Source organism: Pseudonocardia adelaidensis (genome assembly GCF_039543345.1).
GTDB classification, from domain to species: Bacteria; Actinomycetota; Actinomycetes; order Mycobacteriales; family Pseudonocardiaceae; genus Pseudonocardia; species Pseudonocardia adelaidensis.
Window position 1 is genome coordinate 124,085 of sequence record NZ_BAABJO010000021.1, and the last position, 22,471, is coordinate 146,555.

At 71.7% G+C, this 22,471-nt stretch carries 23 protein-coding genes and 1 pseudogene; 10 read left to right on the forward strand and 14 right to left on the reverse strand.

Features of this window, described 5'->3' with window-relative positions; genetic code table 11:
- Nucleotides 1-48: 48 nt before the first annotated feature.
- The 7 genes from ABEA81_RS25850 (at nt 49) to ABEA81_RS25880 (ending at nt 5,555) form a co-directional block, all read left to right on the forward strand.
- A complete protein-coding gene (locus ABEA81_RS25850) occupies nt 49-618 on the forward strand; it encodes a dihydrofolate reductase family protein (protein ID WP_345607945.1) in 570 nt (189 codons plus the stop codon).
- A 135-nt stretch (nt 619-753) separates the two neighbouring features.
- Nucleotides 754-987, forward strand: coding sequence for a hypothetical protein (locus tag ABEA81_RS25855; RefSeq protein WP_345607946.1), 234 nt, complete (start codon nt 754-756; stop codon nt 985-987).
- 2 nt (nt 988-989) lie between these two features.
- Nucleotides 990-2,723, forward strand: coding sequence for a fumarate reductase (quinol) flavoprotein subunit (gene frdA, locus ABEA81_RS25860; RefSeq protein WP_345607947.1), 1,734 nt, complete (start codon nt 990-992; stop codon nt 2,721-2,723).
- A 5-nt stretch (nt 2,724-2,728) separates the two neighbouring features.
- A complete protein-coding gene (gene sdhB / locus ABEA81_RS25865; protein WP_345607948.1) occupies nt 2,729-3,457 on the forward strand; it encodes a succinate dehydrogenase iron-sulfur subunit in 729 nt (242 codons plus the stop codon).
- Between the two features lie 35 nt (nt 3,458-3,492).
- Nucleotides 3,493-3,900, forward strand: coding sequence for a succinate dehydrogenase/fumarate reductase transmembrane subunit (locus ABEA81_RS25870; RefSeq protein ID WP_345607949.1), 408 nt, complete (start codon nt 3,493-3,495; stop codon nt 3,898-3,900).
- Nucleotides 3,900-4,268, forward strand: a complete 369-nt coding sequence (locus tag ABEA81_RS25875) for a hypothetical protein (RefSeq protein WP_345607950.1) — start codon at nt 3,900-3,902, stop codon at nt 4,266-4,268. Before ABEA81_RS25870 ends, ABEA81_RS25875 begins: the two co-directional genes overlap by 1 nt.
- 120 nt (nt 4,269-4,388) lie before the next feature.
- Nucleotides 4,389-5,555, forward strand: coding sequence for a sensor histidine kinase (locus ABEA81_RS25880; RefSeq protein WP_345607952.1), 1,167 nt, complete (start codon nt 4,389-4,391; stop codon nt 5,553-5,555).
- 78 nt (nt 5,556-5,633) lie between these two features.
- Here ABEA81_RS25880 and ABEA81_RS25885 read toward each other — a convergent pair whose 3' ends face one another.
- Both ABEA81_RS25885 and htpX read right to left on the reverse strand, forming a co-directional pair.
- Nucleotides 5,634-6,467 (reverse strand): helix-turn-helix domain-containing protein, encoded by an 834-nt coding sequence (locus ABEA81_RS25885; RefSeq protein ID WP_345607953.1) that lies wholly within the window; start codon nt 6,465-6,467, stop codon nt 5,634-5,636.
- A gap of 202 nt (nt 6,468-6,669) precedes the next feature.
- Complete coding sequence (gene htpX / locus ABEA81_RS25890; RefSeq protein WP_345607975.1) at nt 6,670-7,536, reverse strand: zinc metalloprotease HtpX; 867 nt, start codon at nt 7,534-7,536, stop codon at nt 6,670-6,672.
- A 119-nt stretch (nt 7,537-7,655) separates the two neighbouring features.
- Between htpX and ABEA81_RS25895 the strand changes: the two genes are divergently transcribed.
- The 3 genes from ABEA81_RS25895 to ABEA81_RS25905 all read left to right on the forward strand — a co-directional run bounded on the left by ABEA81_RS25895 (nt 7,656) and on the right by ABEA81_RS25905 (nt 11,512).
- The gene (locus ABEA81_RS25895; protein ID WP_345607954.1) at nt 7,656-8,411 is read left to right on the forward strand and encodes an enoyl-CoA hydratase; all 756 of its coding nucleotides are present in this window, start codon (nt 7,656-7,658) and stop codon (nt 8,409-8,411) included.
- 129 nt (nt 8,412-8,540) lie between these two features.
- Entirely contained in the window at nt 8,541-10,442 is a 1,902-nt protein-coding gene (locus ABEA81_RS25900) for a 2-oxoacid:acceptor oxidoreductase subunit alpha (protein ID WP_345607955.1), read from the forward strand.
- Nucleotides 10,439-11,512, forward strand: coding sequence for a 2-oxoacid:ferredoxin oxidoreductase subunit beta (locus ABEA81_RS25905; RefSeq protein WP_345607956.1), 1,074 nt, complete (start codon nt 10,439-10,441; stop codon nt 11,510-11,512). Before ABEA81_RS25900 ends, ABEA81_RS25905 begins: the two co-directional genes overlap by 4 nt.
- Nucleotides 11,513-11,582: 70 nt before the next feature.
- On the opposite strand, the gene ABEA81_RS25910 is transcribed toward ABEA81_RS25905, so the two are convergent.
- The 12 genes and pseudogenes from ABEA81_RS25910 to ABEA81_RS25965 all read right to left on the reverse strand — a co-directional run.
- A complete protein-coding gene (locus ABEA81_RS25910; protein ID WP_345607957.1) occupies nt 11,583-12,056 on the reverse strand; it encodes a hypothetical protein in 474 nt (157 codons plus the stop codon).
- 443 nt (nt 12,057-12,499) lie between these two features.
- Nucleotides 12,500-13,198 (reverse strand): sunset domain-containing protein, encoded by a 699-nt coding sequence (locus ABEA81_RS25915; RefSeq protein WP_345607958.1) that lies wholly within the window; start codon nt 13,196-13,198, stop codon nt 12,500-12,502.
- A gap of 101 nt (nt 13,199-13,299) precedes the next feature.
- Entirely contained in the window at nt 13,300-13,701 is a 402-nt protein-coding gene (locus ABEA81_RS25920) for a hypothetical protein (protein ID WP_345607959.1), read from the reverse strand.
- An 8-nt stretch (nt 13,702-13,709) separates the two neighbouring features.
- On the reverse strand, nt 13,710-14,222 hold the full coding sequence (locus tag ABEA81_RS25925) for an OmpA family protein (RefSeq protein WP_345607960.1): 513 nt from the start codon (nt 14,220-14,222) through the stop codon (nt 13,710-13,712).
- An 82-nt stretch (nt 14,223-14,304) separates the two neighbouring features.
- Nucleotides 14,305-15,306 carry a polyprenyl synthetase family protein gene (locus tag ABEA81_RS25930; protein WP_345607961.1) on the reverse strand — a complete coding sequence of 334 codons (1,002 nt, stop codon included), beginning with the start codon at nt 15,304-15,306 and terminating at the stop codon, nt 14,305-14,307.
- Nucleotides 15,307-15,328: 22 nt separating this feature from the next.
- A complete protein-coding gene (gene nuoN / locus ABEA81_RS25935; RefSeq protein WP_345607977.1) occupies nt 15,329-16,900 on the reverse strand; it encodes an NADH-quinone oxidoreductase subunit NuoN in 1,572 nt (523 codons plus the stop codon).
- Nucleotides 16,901-16,917: 17 nt separating this feature from the next.
- Nucleotides 16,918-18,522, reverse strand: a complete 1,605-nt coding sequence (locus tag ABEA81_RS25940) for an NADH-quinone oxidoreductase subunit M (protein WP_345607962.1) — start codon at nt 18,520-18,522, stop codon at nt 16,918-16,920.
- On the reverse strand, nt 18,519-20,483 hold the full coding sequence (gene nuoL / locus ABEA81_RS25945) for an NADH-quinone oxidoreductase subunit L (RefSeq protein ID WP_425570656.1): 1,965 nt from the start codon (nt 20,481-20,483) through the stop codon (nt 18,519-18,521). The genes ABEA81_RS25940 and nuoL overlap by 4 nt, the downstream gene beginning before the upstream one ends.
- 99 nt (nt 20,484-20,582) lie before the next feature.
- The gene (nuoK, locus tag ABEA81_RS25950; RefSeq protein ID WP_345607963.1) at nt 20,583-20,882 is read right to left on the reverse strand and encodes an NADH-quinone oxidoreductase subunit NuoK; all 300 of its coding nucleotides are present in this window, start codon (nt 20,880-20,882) and stop codon (nt 20,583-20,585) included.
- Entirely contained in the window at nt 20,879-21,712 is an 834-nt protein-coding gene (locus tag ABEA81_RS25955) for an NADH-quinone oxidoreductase subunit J (protein ID WP_345607964.1), read from the reverse strand. Before ABEA81_RS25955 ends, nuoK begins: the two co-directional genes overlap by 4 nt.
- The gene (nuoI, locus tag ABEA81_RS25960) at nt 21,709-22,251 is read right to left on the reverse strand and encodes an NADH-quinone oxidoreductase subunit NuoI (RefSeq protein ID WP_345607965.1); all 543 of its coding nucleotides are present in this window, start codon (nt 22,249-22,251) and stop codon (nt 21,709-21,711) included. Before nuoI ends, ABEA81_RS25955 begins: the two co-directional genes overlap by 4 nt.
- A pseudogene (locus ABEA81_RS25965) lies at nt 22,252-22,471 on the reverse strand (NADH-quinone oxidoreductase subunit NuoH); the annotation flags it as partial. It lies immediately after the preceding gene.

The window sequence follows — 22,471 nt, forward strand, 5'->3', positions numbered from 1 at the left end:
TCAGGGGCAGATGCGGCCGGCGCGGCCGCACGCACCGGAGGGACGGCCATGCGAAAGCTCGTAGTCCAGCAGTGGGTCACCGTGGACAACATCGCCGCGGAGGAGGACGGCGGCCTCAGCTTCGTGTCGGGGGAACCGTTCGACGACGAGGTCACCGACGACCCCTTCAAGAACAGCCTGATGGGCTTCATCGACTCCGTGGACACGCTGGTTCTCGGCGCCACCACCTACAACCAGTCCAAGGGCTACTGGCCGTACGCGGCCGATCAGGGCGAGTACGGCAGGAAGCTCAACAACCTCACCAAGTTCGTCGCCTCCTCGACGCTGGACGACGCCCCGTGGGGCGACTTCCCCGCCGCGACCGTGACGCGCGACCCGGCCGCCACCGTCCGGGAGCTCAAGGAGCAGAACGGCAAGGACATCTGGCTGTGGGGGAGCTTGACGCTCATGCAGTTCCTGCTGGACGCCGGCGCCGTCGATGAGGTCCGGCTGCTCGTCTGCCCGGCGGCACGCGGCCGGGGAAGGCGCGTCTTCGAGGATCGGCGAGACCTGGAGCTGGTCGAGGCCACGGGGTTCGAGAACGGCCTGGCACTGCTGCGGTACGAGATCAAAAGATAGGCAGGGGCGTAGCGGGTGCCGCCCGGGTGACGGTGGACCAGCCCACCGATCACCGATGAGCGCTTGACTCGATCAGCCACCGCGTTGTGCGATGAGAGTGACATCGGTCACATGGCCGATGGCGGGAGGTGGACCGTGATCGGCACGAGGACTCCCTTCACCAGCGAGCGCGCCCCCTGCGGGAAGCGGGTGAGCGGCACCCGCTACTTCGAGGACGACGGCTCCGGCATCCGGTGCGACGACGTCACGTACGCATGCGGCTGCCGTTCGATCTCCCACCAGTTCCACGACGGCAGCTGTCGCACGAGGATCACCAGGCACGACGGCCGGGTGCTGCTGAACGAGCTCTCCGCAGAGCACGCCGAATAGCGATGGCCGACCACGACGTCGTGGTGGTGGGCGGTGGTGGTGCCGGGCTGCGCGCCGCCATCGCGATCGTGCAGGCGCAGCCGCAGCTCTCCGTGGCGGTCGTGTCGAAGGTCTACCCGATGCGCAGCCACACGGTCTCCGCCGAGGGCGGCGCCGCCGCCGTCATCGCGAGCGACGACAGCCTCGACGAGCACGCGTATGACACGGTGTCGGGGAGCGACTGGCTCTGCGACCAGGACGCCGTGGAGGCCTTCGTCGCGGAGGCGCCGCGCGAGCTGCTGCAGCTGGAGCACTGGGGCTGCCCCTGGAGCCGGCAGCCCGACGGCGAGGTCGCGGTGCGCGCGTTCGGCGGCATGAAGAAGATGCGCACCTGGTTCGCCGCCGACAAGACCGGGTTCCACCTGCTCCACACGCTGTTCCAGACCTCGCTGCGGTACCCGCAGATCGTCCGCTACGACGAGTGGTACGTCACGAAGCTCCTCGTGGACGACGCCGGGGTCCGCGGTGCCGTCGGGCTCGAGCTGGCCGGCGGGCGGATCGAGGCGATCACCGGCCGGGCCGTCGTGCTGTGCACGGGTGGGTGCGGGCGCGTCTTCCCGTTCACGACCAACGGCAACATCAAGACCGGGGACGGGATGGGCCTCGCCTACCGGGCGGGCGCCCCGCTCAAGGACATGGAGTTCGTCCAGTACCACCCGACCGGCCTGCCGTTCACCGGCATCCTGATCACCGAGGCGGCGCGGGCCGAGGGCGGCTGGTTGCTCAACAAGGACGGCTACCGCTATCTGCAGGACTACGACCTCGGCACGCCGTCGCCCACACCCGTGTTGCGCAGCATGGAGCTCGGCCCGCGGGACCGCATCTCCCAGGCGTTCGTGCACGAGCAGGAGAAGGGCAACGCGGTCGACACCCCGTACGGCCCGGTCGTCTACCTGGACCTGCGGCACCTCGGCGAGGAGATGATCGACGCCAAGCTGCCGTTCGTGCGCGAGCTGTGCCGGCAGTACGAGCGCATCGACCCGGTGTACGAGCTGATCCCGGTGCGACCTGTGCAGCACTACATGATGGGCGGCGTCCACACCGACATCGACGGCGCCACCGGCCTTTCCGGCCTGTTCGCGGCGGGCGAGGTCGCGTGCGTGAGCATCAACGGCGCCAACCGGCTCGGCTCGAACTCGCTGCCCGAGTGCCTGGTGTTCGGGCGCAGGGCCGGGATCGCGGCCGCGGAGTACGCCGCAGCGAACGGAGCGGGCCGGGGCGTCGAGGCCCAGGTCGCCGACGAGCGGCGGCGCCTGGAGCAGGATCTACTCGCCCACCGCAACGGGCGCGAACGGATCGCCGACGTGCGCGCCGACATGCAGCACACGATGGAGGGCAGCGCCGGGATCTTCCGCGACACCGAGTCGCTGCTCACGGGGGTGGAGCGGCTGGGCGAGCTGCGGGAGCGGTTCGAGAAGGCCACGCTGGAGGACACCAGCCGGACGTTCAACACCGAGCTCGTGGCGGCCCTCGAGCTCGGGTTCATGCTCGACGTGGCCGAGACGATGGTGGCGAGCGCGCTGCGCCGCGAGGAGTCCCGCGGCGCCCACCAGCGCACCGACTTCCCCCGCCGCGACGACGCGCGCTTCCTCGCCCACTCGCTGGTCACCCGTGGGCCGGGCGGGGCACCGCACGTCGAGTACCTGCCGGTGACGATCACCCGCTGGCCCCCGGGCGAGCGGGTCTACGGGAGGTGAGACCCGTGCCCGACACGATCATGCTGCAGGTCACCCGCTACCGGCCGGAGTCGGAGGGCGCGCCGACGGTGCAGGAGTACGAGGTGCCCCTTCGCGAGGAGTGGGCGGTGCTCGACGGCCTGAACTACGTCAAGGACCACCTCGACGGCACGCTGTCGTTCCGCTGGTCGTGCCGGATGGGGATCTGCGGCAGCTGCGGGATGACGGTCAACGGGGACCCGGCCCTGTCCTGCGGCACGTTCCTCACCGACCACGCCCCGGGGCCGGTGCGCGTCGAGCCGCTGGCGAACTTCCCGGTGATCCGCGATCTCGTCGTGGAGATCGACGACTTCCTGCTCAAGCTGCCCGAGGTGAAGCCCTGGCTCGTGCGCGACGACGACGGCGTGGACGGCGTCGAGTTCCTGCAGACGCCGGAACAGCTGGACGCGTACAAGCAGTACAGCATGTGCATCAACTGCATGCTCTGCTACTCGGCGTGCCCGGTGTACGGGATCGAACCGGACTTCCTCGGCCCCGCCGCGATCGCGCTCGCCCAGCGCTACAACCTCGACTCCCGCGACCAGGGCGCCCACCAGCGGCTGGACGTGCTCGCCACGGACGCGGGCGTGTGGGCGTGCACGTACGTCGGCGAGTGCACCCGGGCGTGCCCGAAGGGGGTCGACCCGGCGGGCGCGATCCAGCGCTACAAGCTCACCGCCGCGGCGCGGACGCTGCTGCCGTGGGGGAAGCGATGACGCGGGTGGGTGCGACGCGGGTGGGTGCGACGCGGGTGGGTGCGACGCAGCCGAGTACGACGCGCTACCGGCAGCCCGTCTCGCTGTTCTGGTGGACGAAGCGCCGCTCGTACCTCGTGTTCGTGCTGCGCGAGCTGTCGAGCGTCGCAGTGGCGTGGTTCGTGGTGCACTTCCTGCTCCTGGTCACGGCCGTCCACGACGGGCCCGCCGCCTACCGGGCGTTCCTCGACTGGAGCGCCACCCCGCTCGTCCTCGTCGTCGACCTCGTCGCGCTGGCGTTCGTGGTGCTGCACGCCGTCACGTGGTTCACCCTCGCCCCGAAGGCGATCGTCGTCCGGATGCAGGGGCGCCCCGTGCCGCCGCGCGCCGTGGCGGCGGGGCACTTCGGCGCCTGGGTCGTGGTCTCGGCGATCGTGGCCTGGGTGCTGGTGGTGATGCTGTGATGGCCGGGCCCGGGAGAACCGCCAGGCCGTCGAGGGCGGAGGCCGCGGCGTGGCTGATGTTCAGCGCAGGCGGGATGGTCTCCGCACTACTGGTGCCCGTGCTGGTGCTGCTGTTCGGTGTGCTGTTCCCGCTGGGCGTGCTCGCACCGCCCGACCACGCCGGGCTCGCGGCGCTGCTGGCCCACCCGCTCGTCCGGATACTGCTGCTCGGGCTGTGCGTGCTCGCACTCCTGCACTGGGCCCACAGGTTCCGATACACGCTCGTCGACGGGCTGCAGCTGGGCCGGATGCGGGGCCCGATCAGCGCGCTCTGCTACGCCGCGGTGCTCGCGGGCTCGGTGTGGGCAGCCGTCGTCCTGCTCGGCTGACGGCGATCGGCACCAACGAAATGCGACCGAACGATCGCTGTGTGTAGCGACGGCTGGTGAGTATCGTGAGGGGCCGCGCCGAGCCCGACCGTCACATCCCTCGCCCTGCCGGAGCGCGCCATGGAGCATGGAGGTCGCCGCGAGCTCGCGGCAGCTCCCGCCCGGCCGCCGGTCCGGATGGAGGACGTCATGAACCTCTCGGCGCCCGCCGTCGGCCGCACCCAGAGCGAGGCGGAGACGGAGGCGGCGCTGCGCGTCGTGGCCATGATGATCGCACGGGCCGAACCGTGCGATGCCGTGCTGCGGGCGGTGGCCGCGCAGGCCGCGCGCCGGTTCGGACCGGCCACCGCCGACGTGATCAGGTACGAGCGCGACGGGCGAACAACGCTCGTCGCCGACAGCACGCACGGCCCACTCGCGGCCGGCTGGGGCAGCCGGCTACCGGCGGGGCTGGCGACCTCCGTGCTCCGCACGGAGCGGTTCGTCTCGGCCTCCGTGGGGAGCCGGTTCACGGCCGCCTCGCCCGTGCACGTCGGCAACGTGCTGTGGGGCCTGGTCGCCGTCGGGTCCGGGCACGCGCTGCCTACCGACACCGAGCGAAGGCTCGCGGAGCTGGCGGAGCTCGTGGCGACCGCCGTCGCCAACGAGCAGCGCAAGGCCGAGCTCACCGCGTCGCGGGCCCGGCTCGTGGCCGCCTCGGACGAGGCGAGGCGCCGGATCGAGCGCGACCTGCACGACGGGGCGCAGCAATTCCTCATCACGCTCGAGCTGCGGCTGCGCTCGCTGGCGGAGAGGCCCGCACTGCTCCCCGGGATCCGTGCCGAGATCGAGGACATCGCCGCCGAGCTCTCCGACGGGCTCGACGACCTGCGGGAGCTCTCCCGCGGGATCCACCCGGAGATCCTGTCCAAGGGTGGGCTGCGCCTGGCGTTGCGCGCGCTCGCCCGGCGCTCGACCGTGCCCGTCGTGATGGACCTGCGGATCCACAGCCGGCTCCCCGAACCAGTGGAGGTGGGGGCCTACTACGTGGTCTCCGAGGTGCTCGCCAACGCCATGAAGCACGGGCGCGCATCCACCGTGGAGGTGGAGGCGGAGACCTCCGACGGCGCGCTCCACGTGCGGGTCCGCGACGACGGGGTCGGCGGCGCCGACCTGGCGAGGGGTTCCGGGCTGGTCGGGCTCAGGGACCGGACCGAGGCGCTGGGCGGGTCCTTCGCCGTGGACAGCCCACGCGGGGAGGGCACGACCGTGTTCTGCCGGCTTCCGATCGCGACGATGTCGGCATGACGGCGATCTCCTCCCACGCCCCGGTCGGCACGCGCCGGCAACACTTCACACACCTGGCGCCGGCTTCACAGGTGCCGGTCACGCGCTGACCGGGGCCTCCATCCGCCGGCAGGCCTGGGCGTAGGCGACCGGGGTCATCCCGATCGCCGCGGTGAAGTCGCGGATGAAGTGGCTCTGGTCGAAGTAGCCGAGCTCCGCCGCCACCTCCGCCCACGGCCGGTGCTGCTCGCGCGCGAGCACGGCGGCGGCCTCGTGCAGGCGGTAGCGGCGCAGCACCCACTTCGGGCTGACCCCGACGTAGCGCTGGAACAGCCGCTGCAACGTGCGCGGGTTGATGCCGAACATCTCGGTGACGTCGTCGACGCGGGCGATCGTGCGGTCGTGCAGCAGCGCGGCGACCACGGTCTGCACGAGCTCCACCTGCGGGTCGTGCGGTGGCAGGCGCTCGCGCAGGAACTCCTCGACGAGCGCGATGCGACGGCCCGGTGCGGCCACCATCCGGTCGGCGAGGTCGCCGGCGGCCGGGCCCCAGAGCTCCTCGGCGGGGAGCACCGCGTCGGTGAGGTCGGACAGCGGCCTGCGGAGGAACGGCTGGAACCCCGCGGGCCGGAACTTGATCCCGAACACCCCGCCCACACCCCGGTACGCGTAGGTGAACCGGTCGCGCCCCACCCCGTGCACGGTGAGCCGGCCGCGGTCGAGCACGACGTTGACGCACGGGTGCGGCAGCAGGGTGACCGAGGACTCGCGGCCGGGCGGCAGCTCCCACGACACGACCCAGTAGCGCTCCACGAGCCCGGCGAGGTCGGGGGCGGACGGGTACCGGTCGAGGGAGAAGCGCCCCGCCCGGGACTCGTCGCGCACGCCGAGCACGCCGTACTCGCTGGTGGTGGCGATGGTCGGGTCGGACACGGCTCAAGTGTGCATTCAGGATCGCGCTGAAGGGCCCCGACCCTCCAGCGCAACCCGAGAGGAGGCCCGCCCGGCGCCGGCACGAGCTACCGGCGGTAGGTGCGCCGGGCGCCGCTCGTGATCAACGAACCAGGGACCTCGCGCTCGTATTCGCACGTCAGGTCCCGATCCTGCTGATCACGCGCTGATCGGACCTCAGGAGTCACGGCCTGCGCAGGTGCATCTGCTCCAGCCGCCGGATCCGCTCGCCCAGCGGCGGGTGGGTGGAGAACAGGCGCGTGAGCTGCTCCCCCGCCCGGAACGGGCTGGCGATCATCAGGTGCGACTGCGACACCAGCTGCGGGTCGGGGGGGAGCGGCGCGAGCTGCGTGCCGCGCTCCAGCTTGCGCAGCGCGGACGCCAGTGCGAGGGGGTCGCCGGTGAGCCGGGCGCCGCTCGCGTCGGCCTGGAACTCCCGCGACCGGCTCACGGCCATCTGCACGAGCCCGGCCGCGACCGGCCCGAGCAGCGCGATCAGCAGCACGGCGATGGGGTTGGGGCGGTCCTCGTCGCCGCCGCCGAAGAGGCCCGCGAACATCGCGATGTTGGCCAGGAAGCTCACCATCGACGCGAGCGCGCCCGCCACCGACGAGATGAGGATGTCGCGGTTGTAGACGTGGGAGAGCTCGTGGCCGAGCACGGCGCGCAGCTCGCGCTCGTCGAGCATCTGGAGCAGGCCGGTGGTGGCGCACACGGCGGCGTGGCGCGGGCTGCGGCCGGTGGCGAACGCGTTGGGCGCCGCCGTGGGGCTCACGTAGAGCCGCGGCATCGGCTGCCGCGCGGCCCGCGACAGCTCCCGCACGATCCGGTACATCACCGGGTGCTCCGGCTCGCTGATCGGCCGGGCGTGCATGGCCCGCAAGGCGATCTTGTCGGAGTTGAAGTAGGCGTAGCCGTTGACGCCGAGCGCCACGAACAGGGCGATCACGAGGCCCGCTCGCCCGCCGAGAAGCGCACCGACGAGCAGCACGAGCGCGGACAGACCGCCCAGCAGCACGGCCGTCTTCAGCCCGTTCATCGACTTGTGCACGTCCTGCGGTCCTTCCTCCCCCGAGTTCTTCAACGAGCAACCACCTGATCGTGTTCCGGCGCCGGAACCGTGAGCGACGCCTCGCCGCGCGGCTAGGCCATCCGGGGCAGGATGCGGGGATGGCCACCGACGTCCGCACCGAGACCGCCGACGGCGTCGCCGTCCTCACGCTCTCCTACCCCGAGCGGCGCAACGCGCTGAACATCGAGCTGTCGGTCAAGCTGGCCGAGGCCGTGCGCGCCGCCGCCGCCGACGACGCGGTCGGCGCGATCGTCGTCACCGGCGAGGACCCGGCGTTCTGCGCGGGTGGCGACCTCGGCGAGCTCGCCACCGCCGACCCCGCCACGCTCCACACCGTCTACGCGGGCTTCCTCGCCGTCGCCGAGTGCCCGCTGCCGACGATCGCCGCGGTGAACGGCGCGGCCGTCGGTGCGGGGCTGAACCTGGCGCTGGCCTGCGACCTGCGGCTGGCCGGGCCGCGGGCGCGGTTCGAGTCCCGGTTCCTCCCGCTCGGCCTGCACCCCGGCGGGGGCTACACCTGGATGGTGCAGCGCGTGCTCGGAGCGCAGGGCGCCGCAGCGCTCACGCTGTTCGGCGAGGTCGTCGACGCCGCCGAGGCCGAGCGCATCGGCCTGGTGCACCGGGTGGCCGAGGACGTGGTGGCCGCCGCCACCGAGCTCGCCGGCCGCGCCGCGGCCGCCCCGCGCGACCTCGTGCGCACCACGAAGGCCACGCTGCGGCTCACCGCCGGCATGACGAGCCAGGCCGAGGCCGTCGAGGTCGAGGTGCGCGCGCAGGCGGAGTCGGTGCGCTCACCGGAGTTCCGCGACCGCGTCGCCGCGCTGCAGAAGACGATCAGCAGGTCGGGCCGGTAACGCGATGTTTCCACCAGGCGAACGATCGGGTGTGACGTGGACCGGGTGGCGACGACACCCCGAGTCAGGGCGAGCTAACGTGGGAATACAACACAAGGCACGCCCCGTCGACCCGAGGACCGACCTCGAATGACTTCTGACACCGCCGTCGATCATCTCTCAGCACCGTCCGGCGGCGGACGTGAGGTGGTGGAGCGCGACCGCGTCGTCATCCGCTTCGCCGGCGACTCCGGCGACGGCATGCAGCTCACCGGTGACCGCTTCACCTCCGAGACCGCGGCGTTCGGCAACGACCTCTCCACGCTCCCGAACTTCCCCGCCGAGATCCGGGCGCCCGCAGGCACCCTGCCGGGCGTGTCGTCGTTCCAGCTGCACTTCGCCAACTACGACATCCTCACGCCGGGCGACCGGCCCGACGTGCTCGTCGCGATGAACCCGGCCGCGCTCAAGGCCAACATCGCCGACCTGCCCGCGGGCGGCACCCTCATCGTCAACACCGACGAGTTCACCAAGCGCAACCTCACCAAGGTCGGCTACGAGACCAACCCCCTCGAGGACGGCTCGCTCGAGCAGTACGCGGTGCACCCGGTGGCGATGGCCACCCTCACCCGCGGTGCGCTGGAGGAGACCGGCCTGTCCAAGAAGGACGCGGAGCGGGCGAAGAACATGTTCGCCCTCGGCCTGCTGTCCTGGATGTACCACCGGCCGCACGAGAGCACCGAGCGGTTCCTGCGGGAGAAGTTCGCCCGGCGCCCCGACCTGGCCGAGGCCAACATCCTCGCCTTCCGCGCGGGGCACGCCTACGGCGAGACCACCGAGGCGTTCGCCGTCACCTACGAGGTGGCGCCGGCCAAGCTGGACGTCGGCACCTACCGCCAGATCACCGGCAACACCGCGCTCGCCTACGGCATCGTCACCGCGGGTCGGCTGTCCGGGCTCCCGGTGTTCCTCGGGTCGTACCCGATCACGCCGGCGTCGGACATCCTGCACGAGCTGTCCAAGCACAAGGCCTTCGGCGTCACCACGTTCCAGGCCGAGGACGAGATCGCAGGCGTCGGCGCGGCGCTGGGCGCGGCGTTCGGGGGCGCGCTGGGCGTCACCACCACGTCCGGGCCGGGCATCTCGCTCAAGTCCGAGACGATCGGGCTCGCGGTGGCGCTCGAGCTGCCGCTGCTCGTCGTCGACGTGCAGCGCGGTGGGCCGTCCACCGGCCTGCCCACCAAGACCGAGCAGGCCGACCTGCTGCAGGCCCTGCACGGCCGCAACGGCGAGGCGCCGCTGCCGGTCATCGCGCCCCGCTCGCCCGGCGACTGCTTCGACGCGGTGCTCGAGGCCGTGCGGCTCGCCGTCACCTACCGCACGCCGGTGATCCTGCTGTCGGACGGCTCGCTGGCCAACGGGTCGGAGCCGTGGAAGGTGCCCGACGCCGCCTCGCTCCCGACGTTCGACCCGGGCTTCGCCACGGGGCCCAACGCGCCCGACGGGTCCGGTGAGTTCTGGCCCTACCTGCGCGACGCCGACACCCTCGCCCGGCCGTGGGCCGTGCCCGGCACGCCCGGGCTCGAGCACCGCATCGGCGGGCTGGAGAAGGCAGACGGCCGCGGCGCCATCTCCTACGACCCGGACAACCACGACCGGATGGTCCGGCTGCGCGCCGCCAAGATCGACGGCATCACCGTGCCGGACATCGAGGTGGACGACCCCGACGGCAACGCCGAGCTGCTCGTGCTGGGCTGGGGCTCCACCTACGGCCCCATCGGCGCGGGCGCCCGCCGGGTGCGCGCGCTCGGCCGCAAGGTGGCGCAGGCACACCTGCGACACCTCAACCCGCTCCCTGCCAACCTCGGCGACGTGCTCGCCCGCTACCGCACCGTGGTGGTGCCCGAGATGAACCTCGGGCAGCTCGCGATGGTGCTGCGGGCCCGCTACCTCGTCGACGTCAAGAGTTACACCAAGGTCGCCGGCCTGCCCTTCCGGGCCGAAGAGCTGCAGGACCTGTTCCTGGACTACCTCAACGGGGTGCGTGCATGACTGCGATCGACCTCGGGCTCCCCTCCCTGGGTGGGCTCGACGGGGTCCCGACCACCGACGAGAAGCAGACCGCCAAGGACTTCACGTCCGACCAGGAGGTGCGCTGGTGCCCGGGGTGCGGTGACTACGCCGTGCTCGCCGCCGTGCGCCAGTTCCTCCCCACGCTGGGCATCAAGCGCGAGAACACCGTGTTCGTCTCGGGCATCGGGTGCTCGTCGCGGTTCCCGTACTACCTCAACACCTACGGGATGCACTCGATCCACGGGCGCGCCCCGGCTATCGCCACCGGCCTCGCCACCTCGCGACCCGACCTGTCGGTCTGGGTCGTCACCGGCGACGGCGACGCCCTGTCCATCGGCGGCAACCACCTGATCCACGCGCTGCGCCGCAACGTCAACCTCAAGATCCTGCTGTTCAACAACCGGATCTACGGCCTGACGAAGGGCCAGTACTCGCCCACCAGCGAGGAAGGCAAGATCACCAAGTCCACGCCGATGGGCTCGCTCGACCACCCGTTCAACCCGATCTCGCTCGCGCTCGGCGCCGAGGCGTCGTTCATCGGGCGTGCCCTCGACTCCGACCGCAAGGGCCTCACCGAGGTGCTCGGCGCGGCAGCCGCGCACCGCGGCAGCGCCCTCGTCGAGATCTACCAGGACTGCCCGATCTTCAACGACGGCAGCTTCGACGTGCTGCGCAAGGGCGAGGAGGCCGAGGAGCGGGTCATCCCGGTCCGCCACGGCGAGCCGATCCGCTTCGGCCCGGCCGCCGACGACGGGTTGGGCAGCTACGCCGTCGTGCGCGAGGGCTTCGGGCTCACCGTCGCGAAGATGAACGAGGTGGACGCCGACCAGGTCGTCGTCCACGACGCCACCGACATCAACCTGGCGTTCGCCCTGTCCCGCCTGTCCGACCAAGACCTCAACCACACGGTCACGGGCATCCTGCGCAACGCCGACCGCGTCACCTACGACGACGCGGTTCGCGCCCAGGTCGCCGAGGCCAAGGCGAAGGGCACTGCCGACCTGCAGGCCCTGCTCACCGGGCGCGACACCTGGACGATCGCCGGCTGAGACCCCGGCCCCACGTGAACGGGCCCCGCCGGTGGACACCCGGCGGGGCCCGTTCACGTTCTCGGGTCGATCAGCCGAACAGCGACGTGACCAGCGACTGGATCAGGCCGAGCGGACCCGGCGCGGGCTCCTCCTCGGCCGGGGCCGGAACGGTCTCAGCCGGGTCCGTGCCCTCCTCGGGGTCGGTCGTGGCGTCCGAGTCGGAGTCGCTCGTCGAGTCCTCCGAGTCGTCGTTCGTGGAGTCCGACTCGTCGTTGGTGGAGTCCGAGTCGCTCGAGTCCGAGTCGTTCGTGGAGTCCGAGTCGTTCGTGGAGTCCGAGTCGTTCGTGGAGTCCGAGCCGGGCTCGGAGGTCGACTCGCTGTCCGACGTGGAGTCCGAGTCGTCGTCGGCATCCGGCAGGGTGCTCGCGTCCGGGTCGGCGGGCGCTGTGATCGGGGGGAGCGGGAGCTGCGCGGCCGTCGCCTCGGAGGCCTCGGCGACACCGGCCGAGCCCAGAATCGCGAGGACCACGGTCGCACCAGCAGTCAGAGTCTTCTTCAGCATCGTTTCCTCACCATCGCGGACAACGTCCGCGATTGCGGTTGTCACCTGTTCGGGGAGCTGGGGAGCCGCGGCAGAGGCTAGGGGGAACTCACTGGTGGTGACACCCGTGTCACTCGATCGAGTGGTGATCCATATCTGAAGCGGATCTTGCTTCGTTTACGGTGCGGCTCGGTCACATCCGCGGGCCTGTCCCGGAACGCACAGAAGTTGTCCACGGCCTCGAGATCGACATGACGGGTCTCAGCTCGAGATCGAACACCCATGAGGTCTACGCCGTCCCGGTTCCGGCCGGGTTCCCCGATCACACAAGGACGGGCCGGCCGGGACGAGCGCAGCCGGGCGACATCCGCGCCGGCCGAGACCGGGTACGCCGGCCCGCCACGGAGCCCGCCGCGGGATCAGCGCCTGCCGAGGAGCCCCCAGGGTGGCGCGGCCGGGGACCACTACCCCGCATCCCACGCGGTGAAGCCCGCGGCCCGGGCCTCGTCCGCCGTGTGGAACCAGGCGTCCCCGCGGGTGCGCACGTAGTAGGGCGAGTCCGGGGTGTGGTAACGCCGGGAACCCTCGTTGGCCTTGACCTGGTGGTCCGGGGACGGGCTCGACCCGTCCCCGGCCGGGAGCAGCGAGCCGGGGTAGGGGCCGGGACGAGCCGCGGCGGCCGACACCGCGGCCGCGGCTGCGGCGAACGAGCCCCCCTTCGCGGCGAGACCGGAGTCGAGGGCGGCAATCGCCGATCCGGCGGGCTCGGGGGGCGCGTCCGCGCCCGATCCGGCCGACGGCCGGGGTGGTGGTTGCTCCTCGCGAGGAGCCGGGATGCGCAGGTCGCGGCCGGGCGTCTGGGCCTCGCCCGCCGCGGCACCCTGGTCGGGCCGATCCTCCGCCTCGGCGGCACCGTCGCGCTCGCCTGCCGCAGGTGCCGGGCCCGGCCCCGCGTGCGTGTCGGCGTCCGTCTCCCGGTCCGCCTCCGCGTGGGTCGCGGCCACGGCCGCGGCACCGCCGGCGGCCGCCGTGCCACCCGCTGCGGCAGTCGCGATCTCCGTGTTCGCGGACGGCGCTTCGTCGCGGGTGCGCCGGGAGCGCAGCACGGCCACCGCGACGAGCACCGCGACGACCAGTACCACCCACCACCAGTTCTGACCCACGGACGCACCCCTTTCTGCGAGCGGCCGGACCGGTGCATATCACGATCCGACGGGCGTGCGCAGCGGCCTGCGGGACCCGACCACCCGGCCGGGAGCCGCGATCACCTGCTTTCGCCGGCGCCGGGTTCGTCGACGGGGCCGCCCTGGGCGGGGATGGCGGGAGCAGGCCGGGAATCCGGGAGGCCTGGTCCACCGGTGACCCCGAGGCGGTCCAAGGCCCCGGCGGCGCTCCAGCCCGCGTGCCGGGCCGCCCGCTCGCTCCGGTGCGTGTCGAGGTTGGCCAGTGCCGGCTCCGCGGGCGAGGGCGGCGGCTCGGGCGGCGCAGCGCGTTCGGGGCGGGGCAGGCCGGACGCCCGGTGGTGGATCCGCGGCGGCGCCGGCCGGAACAGCGGATGGACGGGCCGGCGCGGGCGCCCGCGGACGAACAGCAGCCACGTCACCGCGGAACCCGCGAGGAACGCGATCGCGCAGAGGAACCAGACCTGCGCGAACGTCTCGACCATGCAGCCTCCTACCCGATGGTGATCTCGACCCGCCTGCTGGCCTCCACGGTGGCGAGCGGCTTCGTCGCACCGAGGCCCCTCGCGGTGATGCGCTCGGCGGGGACGCCCGCCGCCACCAACGCGTCGGCCACGACCGCGGCCCGCCGGTCCGACAGCTGCTGGACCGCCTCCGGGCCGCCGGGGGTGTCGGCCACGTGGCCCTCCACCAGAACCGGCGCCGCCGGACCCGCCACGAGCAACTCCGCAACGCGCTGCACGGTGCCTGCCGACGGGCCGGCGAGCTCGGCCGAGTCGGCCGTGAAGAGGATCGGCTGGGCAGCCTGCACCCCCGCCACCCGGGCCGGCGTGGGATCAGGCCGGTCGGCGCGCGTCTCGACGGCGGGCGTGGCCGGGAGCACGTGGGCCGGCGCGACGGGCGGTGCCACCTGCTCCCGCGGCCCGGCCCACAGGAGGGCGAGACCCGCGAGCGCGGCGGGTACCACGAGCAGTGCCACCGACCACCACACGTGGGCGCGCGCCACGGCCACTCCCTGACTCTCCGCAGTTGTCCCCTTACGGTGACACGACACGCGGCGCAGGGCCAGTGGAGCGATCTGGCCGGAACTACGCGGTGCGGTCCACCACGTACGTCGTCAGGGCCGCCAGGGCCTCTGTGGCCGGGCAGGACGGGAGCTTGTCCAGCTCAGCACGGGCGGCGCCGGCCTGGTCGGCCAGGACGTCGCGGGCACGGGCCAGGCCGCGGCCCGTGCGCAGGAGCTCGAGGGCCTCGTCCACCTCGGCGTCGTCGGTGATCGGGCGCGAGAGCAGCGCACCGAGGCGGTCGACGTCCGGGCCGCTGTCCTGCAGGGCGTAGAGCATCGGGAGGGTGTGGACGCCCTCACGCAGGTCCGTGCCCGGGATCTTGCCGGAGCTGTCGGACGGCGAGGCGATGTCGATGACGTCGTCGGAGATCTGGAAGGCGGTGCCGATGGCCGCGCCGAAGCGGCGCAGCGCCTCCACGTGCTCCGGCGCACACCCGGAGAACATGCCGCCGTACCGCCCGGAGGTGGCGATCAGCGAGCCGGTCTTCTCCGCGATGACGGCGAGGTAGTGGCGCACCGGGTCCTCACCCGCGCGCGGGCCGCGGGTCTCGCGCATCTGACCGGTGACGAGCTCGGCGAAGGTCTCGGCGATGATCCGCACCGCGGCCGGCCCGAGGTCCGCCACCAGCCGCGACGCGTGGGCGAACAGGAAGTCGCCGGTGAGGATGGCCACGGAGTTGTCCCACCGGAAGTTGGCGCTCTCCGCCCCGCGCCGCATGGTGGCCGAGTCCATGACGTCGTCGTGGTACAGCGTGGCGAGGTGGATCAGCTCGACCACGGCCGCGGCCGTGAGCACGTCCTCGTCGTCGGGCCGGGGCCCGATCTGCGCCGCGAGCAGCGTGAAGAGCGGACGGAACCGCTTGCCGCCCGCGTCGATGAGGTGCAGCGACGTCTCGGTGACGAACTGGTAGTCGCTGTGCACCTCCCGGTGGAGCAGATCCTCCACGCGGGAGAGCCCTTCCGCCGTGGCGGCGGCGAGCGCCGGGTCTGCGAGCTCGACGCCCGCGATCGCGTTCGCGTTCACATCCCCCAGCTTTTCACGGCGCTCAGCCGACGAGCCCGCCGCCTGCGGCCCAGTTCAGTGCCAGCGTCGGAGCGATCCCGAGCAGTAGCGTGACGATCACACCGAGCGTGATGGCCGCGGTGGTGAACGCGCCGGGCACGGTGACGGTCGGGCCGTCCGCCGCCGGCTCGCTGAAGTACATCAGCACGATCACGCGGATGTAGAAGAAGGCGGCCACGGCGCTCGCCACGAGCGCGATCACCACCAGCGGCACCATCCCGTCGCCGAGCGCCGCGGCGAACACCGCGAACTTGGCGGTGAAGCCGCTCGTGAGCGGGATGCCGGCGAGCGCGAGCAACAGGAAGGTCATCACGCCCGCCACGATCGGCGAGCGCTTCGCCAGCCCGGCCCACTGCGAGAGGTGGGTGGCCTCGCCGTCGGCGTTGCGCACGAGGCTGATCACGGCGAACACGGCGATGGTGGTGAAGCCGTAGGCGAGCAGGTAGAACAGCGTGCTCGAGACGCCCGCGTCGGTGATGGCCATGGCGCCCAGCAGCAGGAAGCCCGCGTGCGCCACGGACGAGTACGCGATCATCCGCTTGATGTCGGTCTGGGTGAGCCCGAGCACGGCGCCGATCGCCATCGACGCGATCGCGACGGCCCACAGCACGCCGCGCCACTCCCACCGGGTGTCGCCGAACGCGACCTGCAGCACACGCAGGATCGCGCCGAACGCCGCGACCTTGGTGCAGGCCGCCATGAACGCCGTGACGGGCGTCGGGGCGCCCTGGTAGACGTCCGGCGTCCAGGTGTGGAACGGCCCGACCGAGCCCTTGAACATCAGGCCGACCACGAGCAGCGCGAGCCCGCCGAACAGCAGCGCGTCGGACGCGGCCGAGCCGACCGAGGCCTCGGCGATCTCGCTGAACCGCACCGACCCGGCGTACCCGTAGATCAGCGCGAGCCCGTAGAGGAAGAACGCCGACGCGAACGCGCCCAGCAGGAAGTACTTGACGGCCGCCTCCTGCGAGAGCAGCCTGCGCCGCCGGGCGAGCCCGCACATGAGGTAGAGCGGCAGCGACAGCACCTCGAGCGCCACGAACATCGTGAGCAGGTCGTTCGCCGCGACGAACGCCATCATCCCGCCGAGCGCGAAGAGCGTGAACGGGAAGACCTCGGTCTGCATGGTCGGCGCGAGCCCCGGCGCGCCGTACGAGCGGTCCTCCGGCAACTCGGGGAGACCGCCCGTGCCGCCGCCGGCCGCCGCGCGGGTGGCCGCCGACGCGAGGAAGGCCCCGCCCGGCTCCACCGAGCGGTCCGCGATCAGCAGCACGCCGGCCAGCCCGAGCGCCAGCAATGTGCCCCACAGGAACAGCGTCGGCCGGTCCACGGCGAGCGCGTCGCCGATCGTCGTGATGCCGTCGGCGCCGCTGCCCGCGTACAGGCCGAGCGCGAGCCCGGCGCCGCCGAGGGCGAGGATGGAGAGCACCACCTGTGCCGGCCAGCGCTGGTGGCGGGGCAGGAACGCCTCCACGAGCACTGCCACGGACGCCGCGGCGAGCACGATCAGCAGGGGCGCGATCGCGGCGTAGTCGATGGGGGGCGCGCTGAGCATGCCCTGGGCGAGCGGGGTCACCGAATTCCTCCCACCGGGTCGGGGAGGCCCACCTCGTTCATGGTGGCCACCACCGACGGGTTGATGACGTCGAGCACCGGCCCCGGGAAGAAGCCGAGCGCGATGATCAGCACGATCAGCGGCGTGAGCACGGCGATCTCCCGGCCGGACAGGTCGGGGAACGCGCCCTTCTTCGCCGCGGCCTCCGGGGCGATCATCGTGCCGGGCCCGCCCGCCCGCTCCAGCGCGCCGAGCACGGCGGCGCCGCGCACCGGCCCTTGCATGGTCTGCTGGTAGACCCACAGCACGTACAGCGCCGCGAAGATGATCCCGACGGTGGCCAGGATCGTGTAGACCGGTTCCCGCGGGAAGGAGCCGACCAGCACCAGGAACTCGCTGACGAACGAGTTGGTGCCGGGCAGCGCGAGCGATGCCAGCCCCGCGAGCAGGAACGTGCCCGCGAGCAGCGGCGCGAGCTTGTGCACGCCGCCGTAGTCGCCGATGATCCGCGACCCACCGCGGGCGATGAGGAAGCCGATCGCGATGAACAGCATCCCGGTGGTGAGGCCGTGGTTGACCATGTACAGGGTGGCCCCGGCGAACGACTGGCTGGAGAACGCGAAGATCCCGAGCGCGATGAAGCCGAAGTGGGCGATCGACGTGTAGGACACGAAGCGCTTCAGGTCGGTCTGCGCCACGGCGAGCAGCGCGGCGTACAGGATCCCGATCACCGAGAGCACGAGCAGGAGCGGGGCGAGCCGCTGCGACGCGAGCGGGAAGAGCGGCAGGCAGTAACGCAGGAAGCCGAACGTGCCGACCTTGTCCAGCACGCCGACGAGCAGCACGCCCGCCCCGATCGGGGCCTCGGCACCGGCGTCGGGCAGCCAGGTGTGGAACGGCACCAGCGGCGCCTTGATCGCGAACGCGACGAAGAAGCCGAGGAAGAGCCAGATCTGCGTGGACTCCGGCACCGTGGCGGCGATCGACTGGAGTTCCACCCAGGAGAACGTGGCGTGGCCGAGGTGGGTGCCGCTCACGACGTAGAGCCCGATCACCGAAGCCAGCATGATCAGCCCGCCGAGCAGCGAGTACAGGAAGAACTTCACCGCGGCGTACTGCCTGCGCGGCCCGCCGAAGCGCCCGATGAGGAAGTACATCGGGATCAGCATGGCCTCGAAGAACACGTAGAACAGGAACACGTCGGTGGCGGCGAACACCCCGACGAGCAGGCCCTGCGTGACCAGCAGCAGCGCGAAGAACCCGGACTCCGTGCGCCCCTCGGGGATCTCCTGGTTCCAGGAGAAGCCCATGACGATCGGCATCAGCACCGCGATCAGCGCCAGCATCACCAGCGCGATGCCGTCGATGCCGAGGGCGAAGTCCGTGCCGAACGCCGGGATCCAGGGCACGGAGAGCTTGAGCTGGAACCGCGAGCCGCTCTCGACGGTCGCGGGCGAGTACGCGAGCCACGCGATCGCGGTGAGCACCAAGGACGCCAGCGCGAACACCATCGCGGTGACCTTGGCGCCGCGCGGGTTGCCCGTCATCGGCGCCACGACCAGCGCGCCGACGAGCGGCAGCACCAGCAGGATCAGGAGAAGCACGCTTCCTCCGTCGTTCATGCGAACCGCACCGCCAGCAGCGCCGCGACGACGAGCACCCCGCCGCCGAGCATGGACAGGGCGTACGAGCGGACGAAACCGGTCTGCAGCCTGCGCAGCCGGCCCGAGCTACCCCCGAGCAGGGCGGCGGTGCCGTTGACCACCCCGTCGACGCCGCGGTTGTCCAGGTAGACCAGCGCCCGTGCGAGCCAGGTGCCCGGCCGCGCGATGAGCGCCTCGTTGATCGCGTTGGCGTACAGGTCGCGGCGGGCCGCCCGGACCGGCAGCGACACCGGCTCGGGCCGCTCCACCGGGGTGGGCCTGCGCCCGACCGTGAGCCACGCGATCAGCACGCCGAGCGCGGCGAACCCGACCACCAGCCACGGCACGTACTCGTGGCCGAGCGCACCGCCGTGCGGCTCCTCCAGCTCGCCGAGCGTTGGGGTGAGCCAGTTGACGAGCAGGTTGCCGTTGGAGAGCACGAACCCGGCGCCGAGCGAGCCGAAGGCCAGCACGATCATCGGGATCGTCATGACGGCGGGCGACTCGTGCGGGTGGTAGTCGTGGCCGTCGTCGCTCTTCAGCTTCTCCCAGCGCTTCTCACCGAAGAACGTCATGAACATCAGCCGGGTCATGTAGAACGCGGTGAGTCCCGCCGCGAGCGTGGCCGCGCCGCCGAACACCCAGCCCTGCCAGCCGGGCTGGCCGAAGGCCGCCCCGATGATCTCGTCCTTGGAGAAGTAGCCGGACAGGAACGGGAAGCCGATCAGCGCGAGGTAGCCCAACCCGAACGTCACGAACGTGATCGGCATGTACCGGGCCAGACCGCCGTAGCGGCGCATGTCGACGTCGTCGTGCATCGCGTGCATCACCGAGCCGGCACCGAGGAAGAGCCCGGCCTTGAAGAAGCCGTGGGTGAGCAGGTGGAAGATGCCCAGCGCGTAGCCCGCCGGGCCGAGCCCGACGGCCAGGACCATGTAGCCGATCTGGCTCACCGTGGAGTAGGCGAGCACCTTCTTGATGTCGTCGTAGGCGCAGCCGATGATCGCCCCGATCAGCAGGGTGATCACGCCGACCAGCGCGACGACGAGCCGGCCCGTCTCGGTGAGGTTGTAGATCGGGTTGGTGCGCGCGATGAGGTACACACCGGCGGTGACCATGGTGGCCGCGTGGATCAGCGCCGAGACCGGCGTGGGGCCCTCCATCGCGTCCGGGAGCCACGCCTGCAGCGGGAACTGGCCCGACTTGCCGCACGCGCCGAGCAGCAGCAGCACGGTGATCGCCACGATCGTGCCGGCGGAGAGCTCGCCGATCCGCTCGAAGACCTCGGTGTACTGCAGCGTGCCCAGGTTCGTCCAGATGATGAAGATCGCGATCGCGAGCCCGACGTCGCCGACGCGGTTCATCAGGAACGCCTTCTTCGCCGCGGTGGCCGCGGACGGGCGGTCCTGGTAGAAGCCGATCAGCAGGTAGGACGCCAGGCCGACGCCCTCCCAGCCGAGGTAGAGCATCACGAAGTTGTTGCCGAGCACGAGCAGCAGCATCGCCGTGATGAACAGGTTGAACTGCGCGAAGAACCGGCGGCGCGCCGCCCGGTCGCTGCCCTCGTCGCCCCCGTGGTGGGGAGCCATGTAGCCCACGGCGTAGAGGTGGATCAGCCCGCCGACGCCGGTGATCAGGAGCACGAACGTCAGGGACAGCGGGTCGAGCCGCAGCCCGAAGTCGACTGACAGGTCACCGACCGCGATCCAGTGGAAGAGCGACAGCTCCCGGGTGCGGTCCGCGGGCGCGAGGCCCGCGGTCTCCAGGAAGATCAGCAGGCCGATGACGAACGACGCGGCGACCGTGAGCACGCCCAGCCAGTGGCCCCACGCGTCCGCCCGCCGCCCGGCGACGAACAGCACGAGCGCCCCCGCGGCCGGGAGCACGAACAGCAGCCAGGCCAGCGAGGCGGTACCGGTTGCCGCGGCGACGTGGGGCAGCTCGGCCGCGAGCACCCCGTTCGTCGTGAGCGGGGTCACCGGGACACCTCGGGTCGCCTGCAGTGGCGTGTGCTGAGCACGGGGAGCACTCCTTGTAAGTCAGTACTTGAGCAGGTTCGAGTCGTCGATCGACGCGGTCCTGCGCGTACGGAAGATCGACATGATGATCGCGAGACCGACGACGACCTCCGCCGCGGCCACGACCATCACGAAGAACGCCATGACCTGGCCGTCGAGCTGGCCGTTGATGCGGGCGAACGTGACGAGCGACAGGTTCACGGCGTTCAGCATCAGCTCGATGCACATGAACACGACGATCGCGTTGCGCCGCACCAGCACGCCGACCGCGCCGATCGAGAACAGCAGCGCGGAGAGCAGCAGGTAGTAGGTGGGGGTCACCGGGACTCCTCGGCGGTGTCGTCGTGCCGCCCGCCGGTGAGTGCGCGGGCGTCGGGGCCGGGCTCGTCCTCGATCTCGCGCACCGGGGTGGCGTCGATGATCGCCGAGATCGACTCGGGAGCGATCGAACCGTCGGGCAGCACGGCCGGCACGGCCACCGAGTTGCCGGTGGCGTACACACCGGGACCGGGCAGCGGGGAGATCCGGTCGTGCTCGCCGCGCAGCCGGGCCTCGACGGTGGCCCGCTGGCCCCGCTTCGCGTGGCTCTTGCCCTGCGCGTACGCGAGCACCATCGCGCCGAGCGCCGCCGTGATGAGCAGGGCGGAGGTGAGCTCGAACGCGAACAGGTAGTCGGTGAAGATCTTCGCCCCGAGGCCGGTGACGTTGCCGGAGTAGCCCGGCCCGTCGGCCGGCAGGCCCTTCGGGGTGACCGAGGTGAGCGAGCGCCCGACGGCGGCCACGAGGAGCACCGCCAGGCCGAGGCCGAACACGAGCGCGGCCAGCCGCTGACCGCGCAGCACCTCGACGACGGAGTCGGAGCTGTCCCGGCCGACGAGCATCAGCACGAACAGGAACAGCATCATGATCGCGCCGGTGTAGACGATGATCTGCACGAAGCCGAGGAACGGCGCCTGCTGCACGATGTAGAAGATCGCGAGGCTGAACATCGTGCCCACCAGCGCGAGCGCCGAGTGCACCGCGTTGCGGGCGAACACCATGCCGAGCGCGCCGAGCAGCGAGATCGGGCCGAGGATCCAGAAGACGACGGCCTCGCCGGTGCTGACGGCGCCGGGGTCGGGCGCGGCCTGCGCGAGGAGATCGAGAGTCACTTGACCTGCTCCCCCACCGGGTCGTTCTCGGCTCCCTTACGCGCCAGAACGGGCCCCTGCACGTAGTAGTCCTGCTCGTTGTCCCCGAGCCGCATGGGGTGCGGCGGCTGTTCCATGCCGGGCAGCAGCGGCGCGAGCAGCTGCTCCTTGGTGTAGATCAGGTCCTGCCGGTTGTCGTCGGCCAGCTCGTAGAAGTTGGTCATGGTGAGCGACCGGGTGGGGCAGGCCTCGATGCACAGGCCGCAGCCGATGCAGCGCAGGTAGTTGATCTGGTAGATCGCGCCGTAGCGCTCACCGGGCGAGTAGCGCTCCTCCTCGGTGTTGTCGCCGCCCTCGACGTAGATCGCGTCGGCGGGACACGCCCAAGCGCACAGCTCGCAGCCCACGCACTTCTCCAGCCCGTCCGGGTGCCGGTTGAGCTGGTGCCGTCCGTGGTAGCGCGGCGCGGCCGGCGGGAAGTTCTCGGGGTACTCCTCGGTGACGACCTTCTTGAACATCGTCCCGAAGGTGACGCCGAAGCCCTTGAAGAAGTCGAACATCTACTCGGTCTCCTTCCCGCTGAGCGCGGGCGTCCGATCCGACTCCACGGTGGTCTCCACCCGGCGGGGGCGGAGCTTGTGCCGTGGCGGTTTGGGCACCACCAGGTCCAGCGGCGGCACCGGGTAGTCCGAGGCCGGCTCGACCGCCGCCGGCCCCTCCACCTTCCGGTCCGGCACCAGGAACGCCACCAGCAACACCACCGCCAGCGCGATCCCCAAC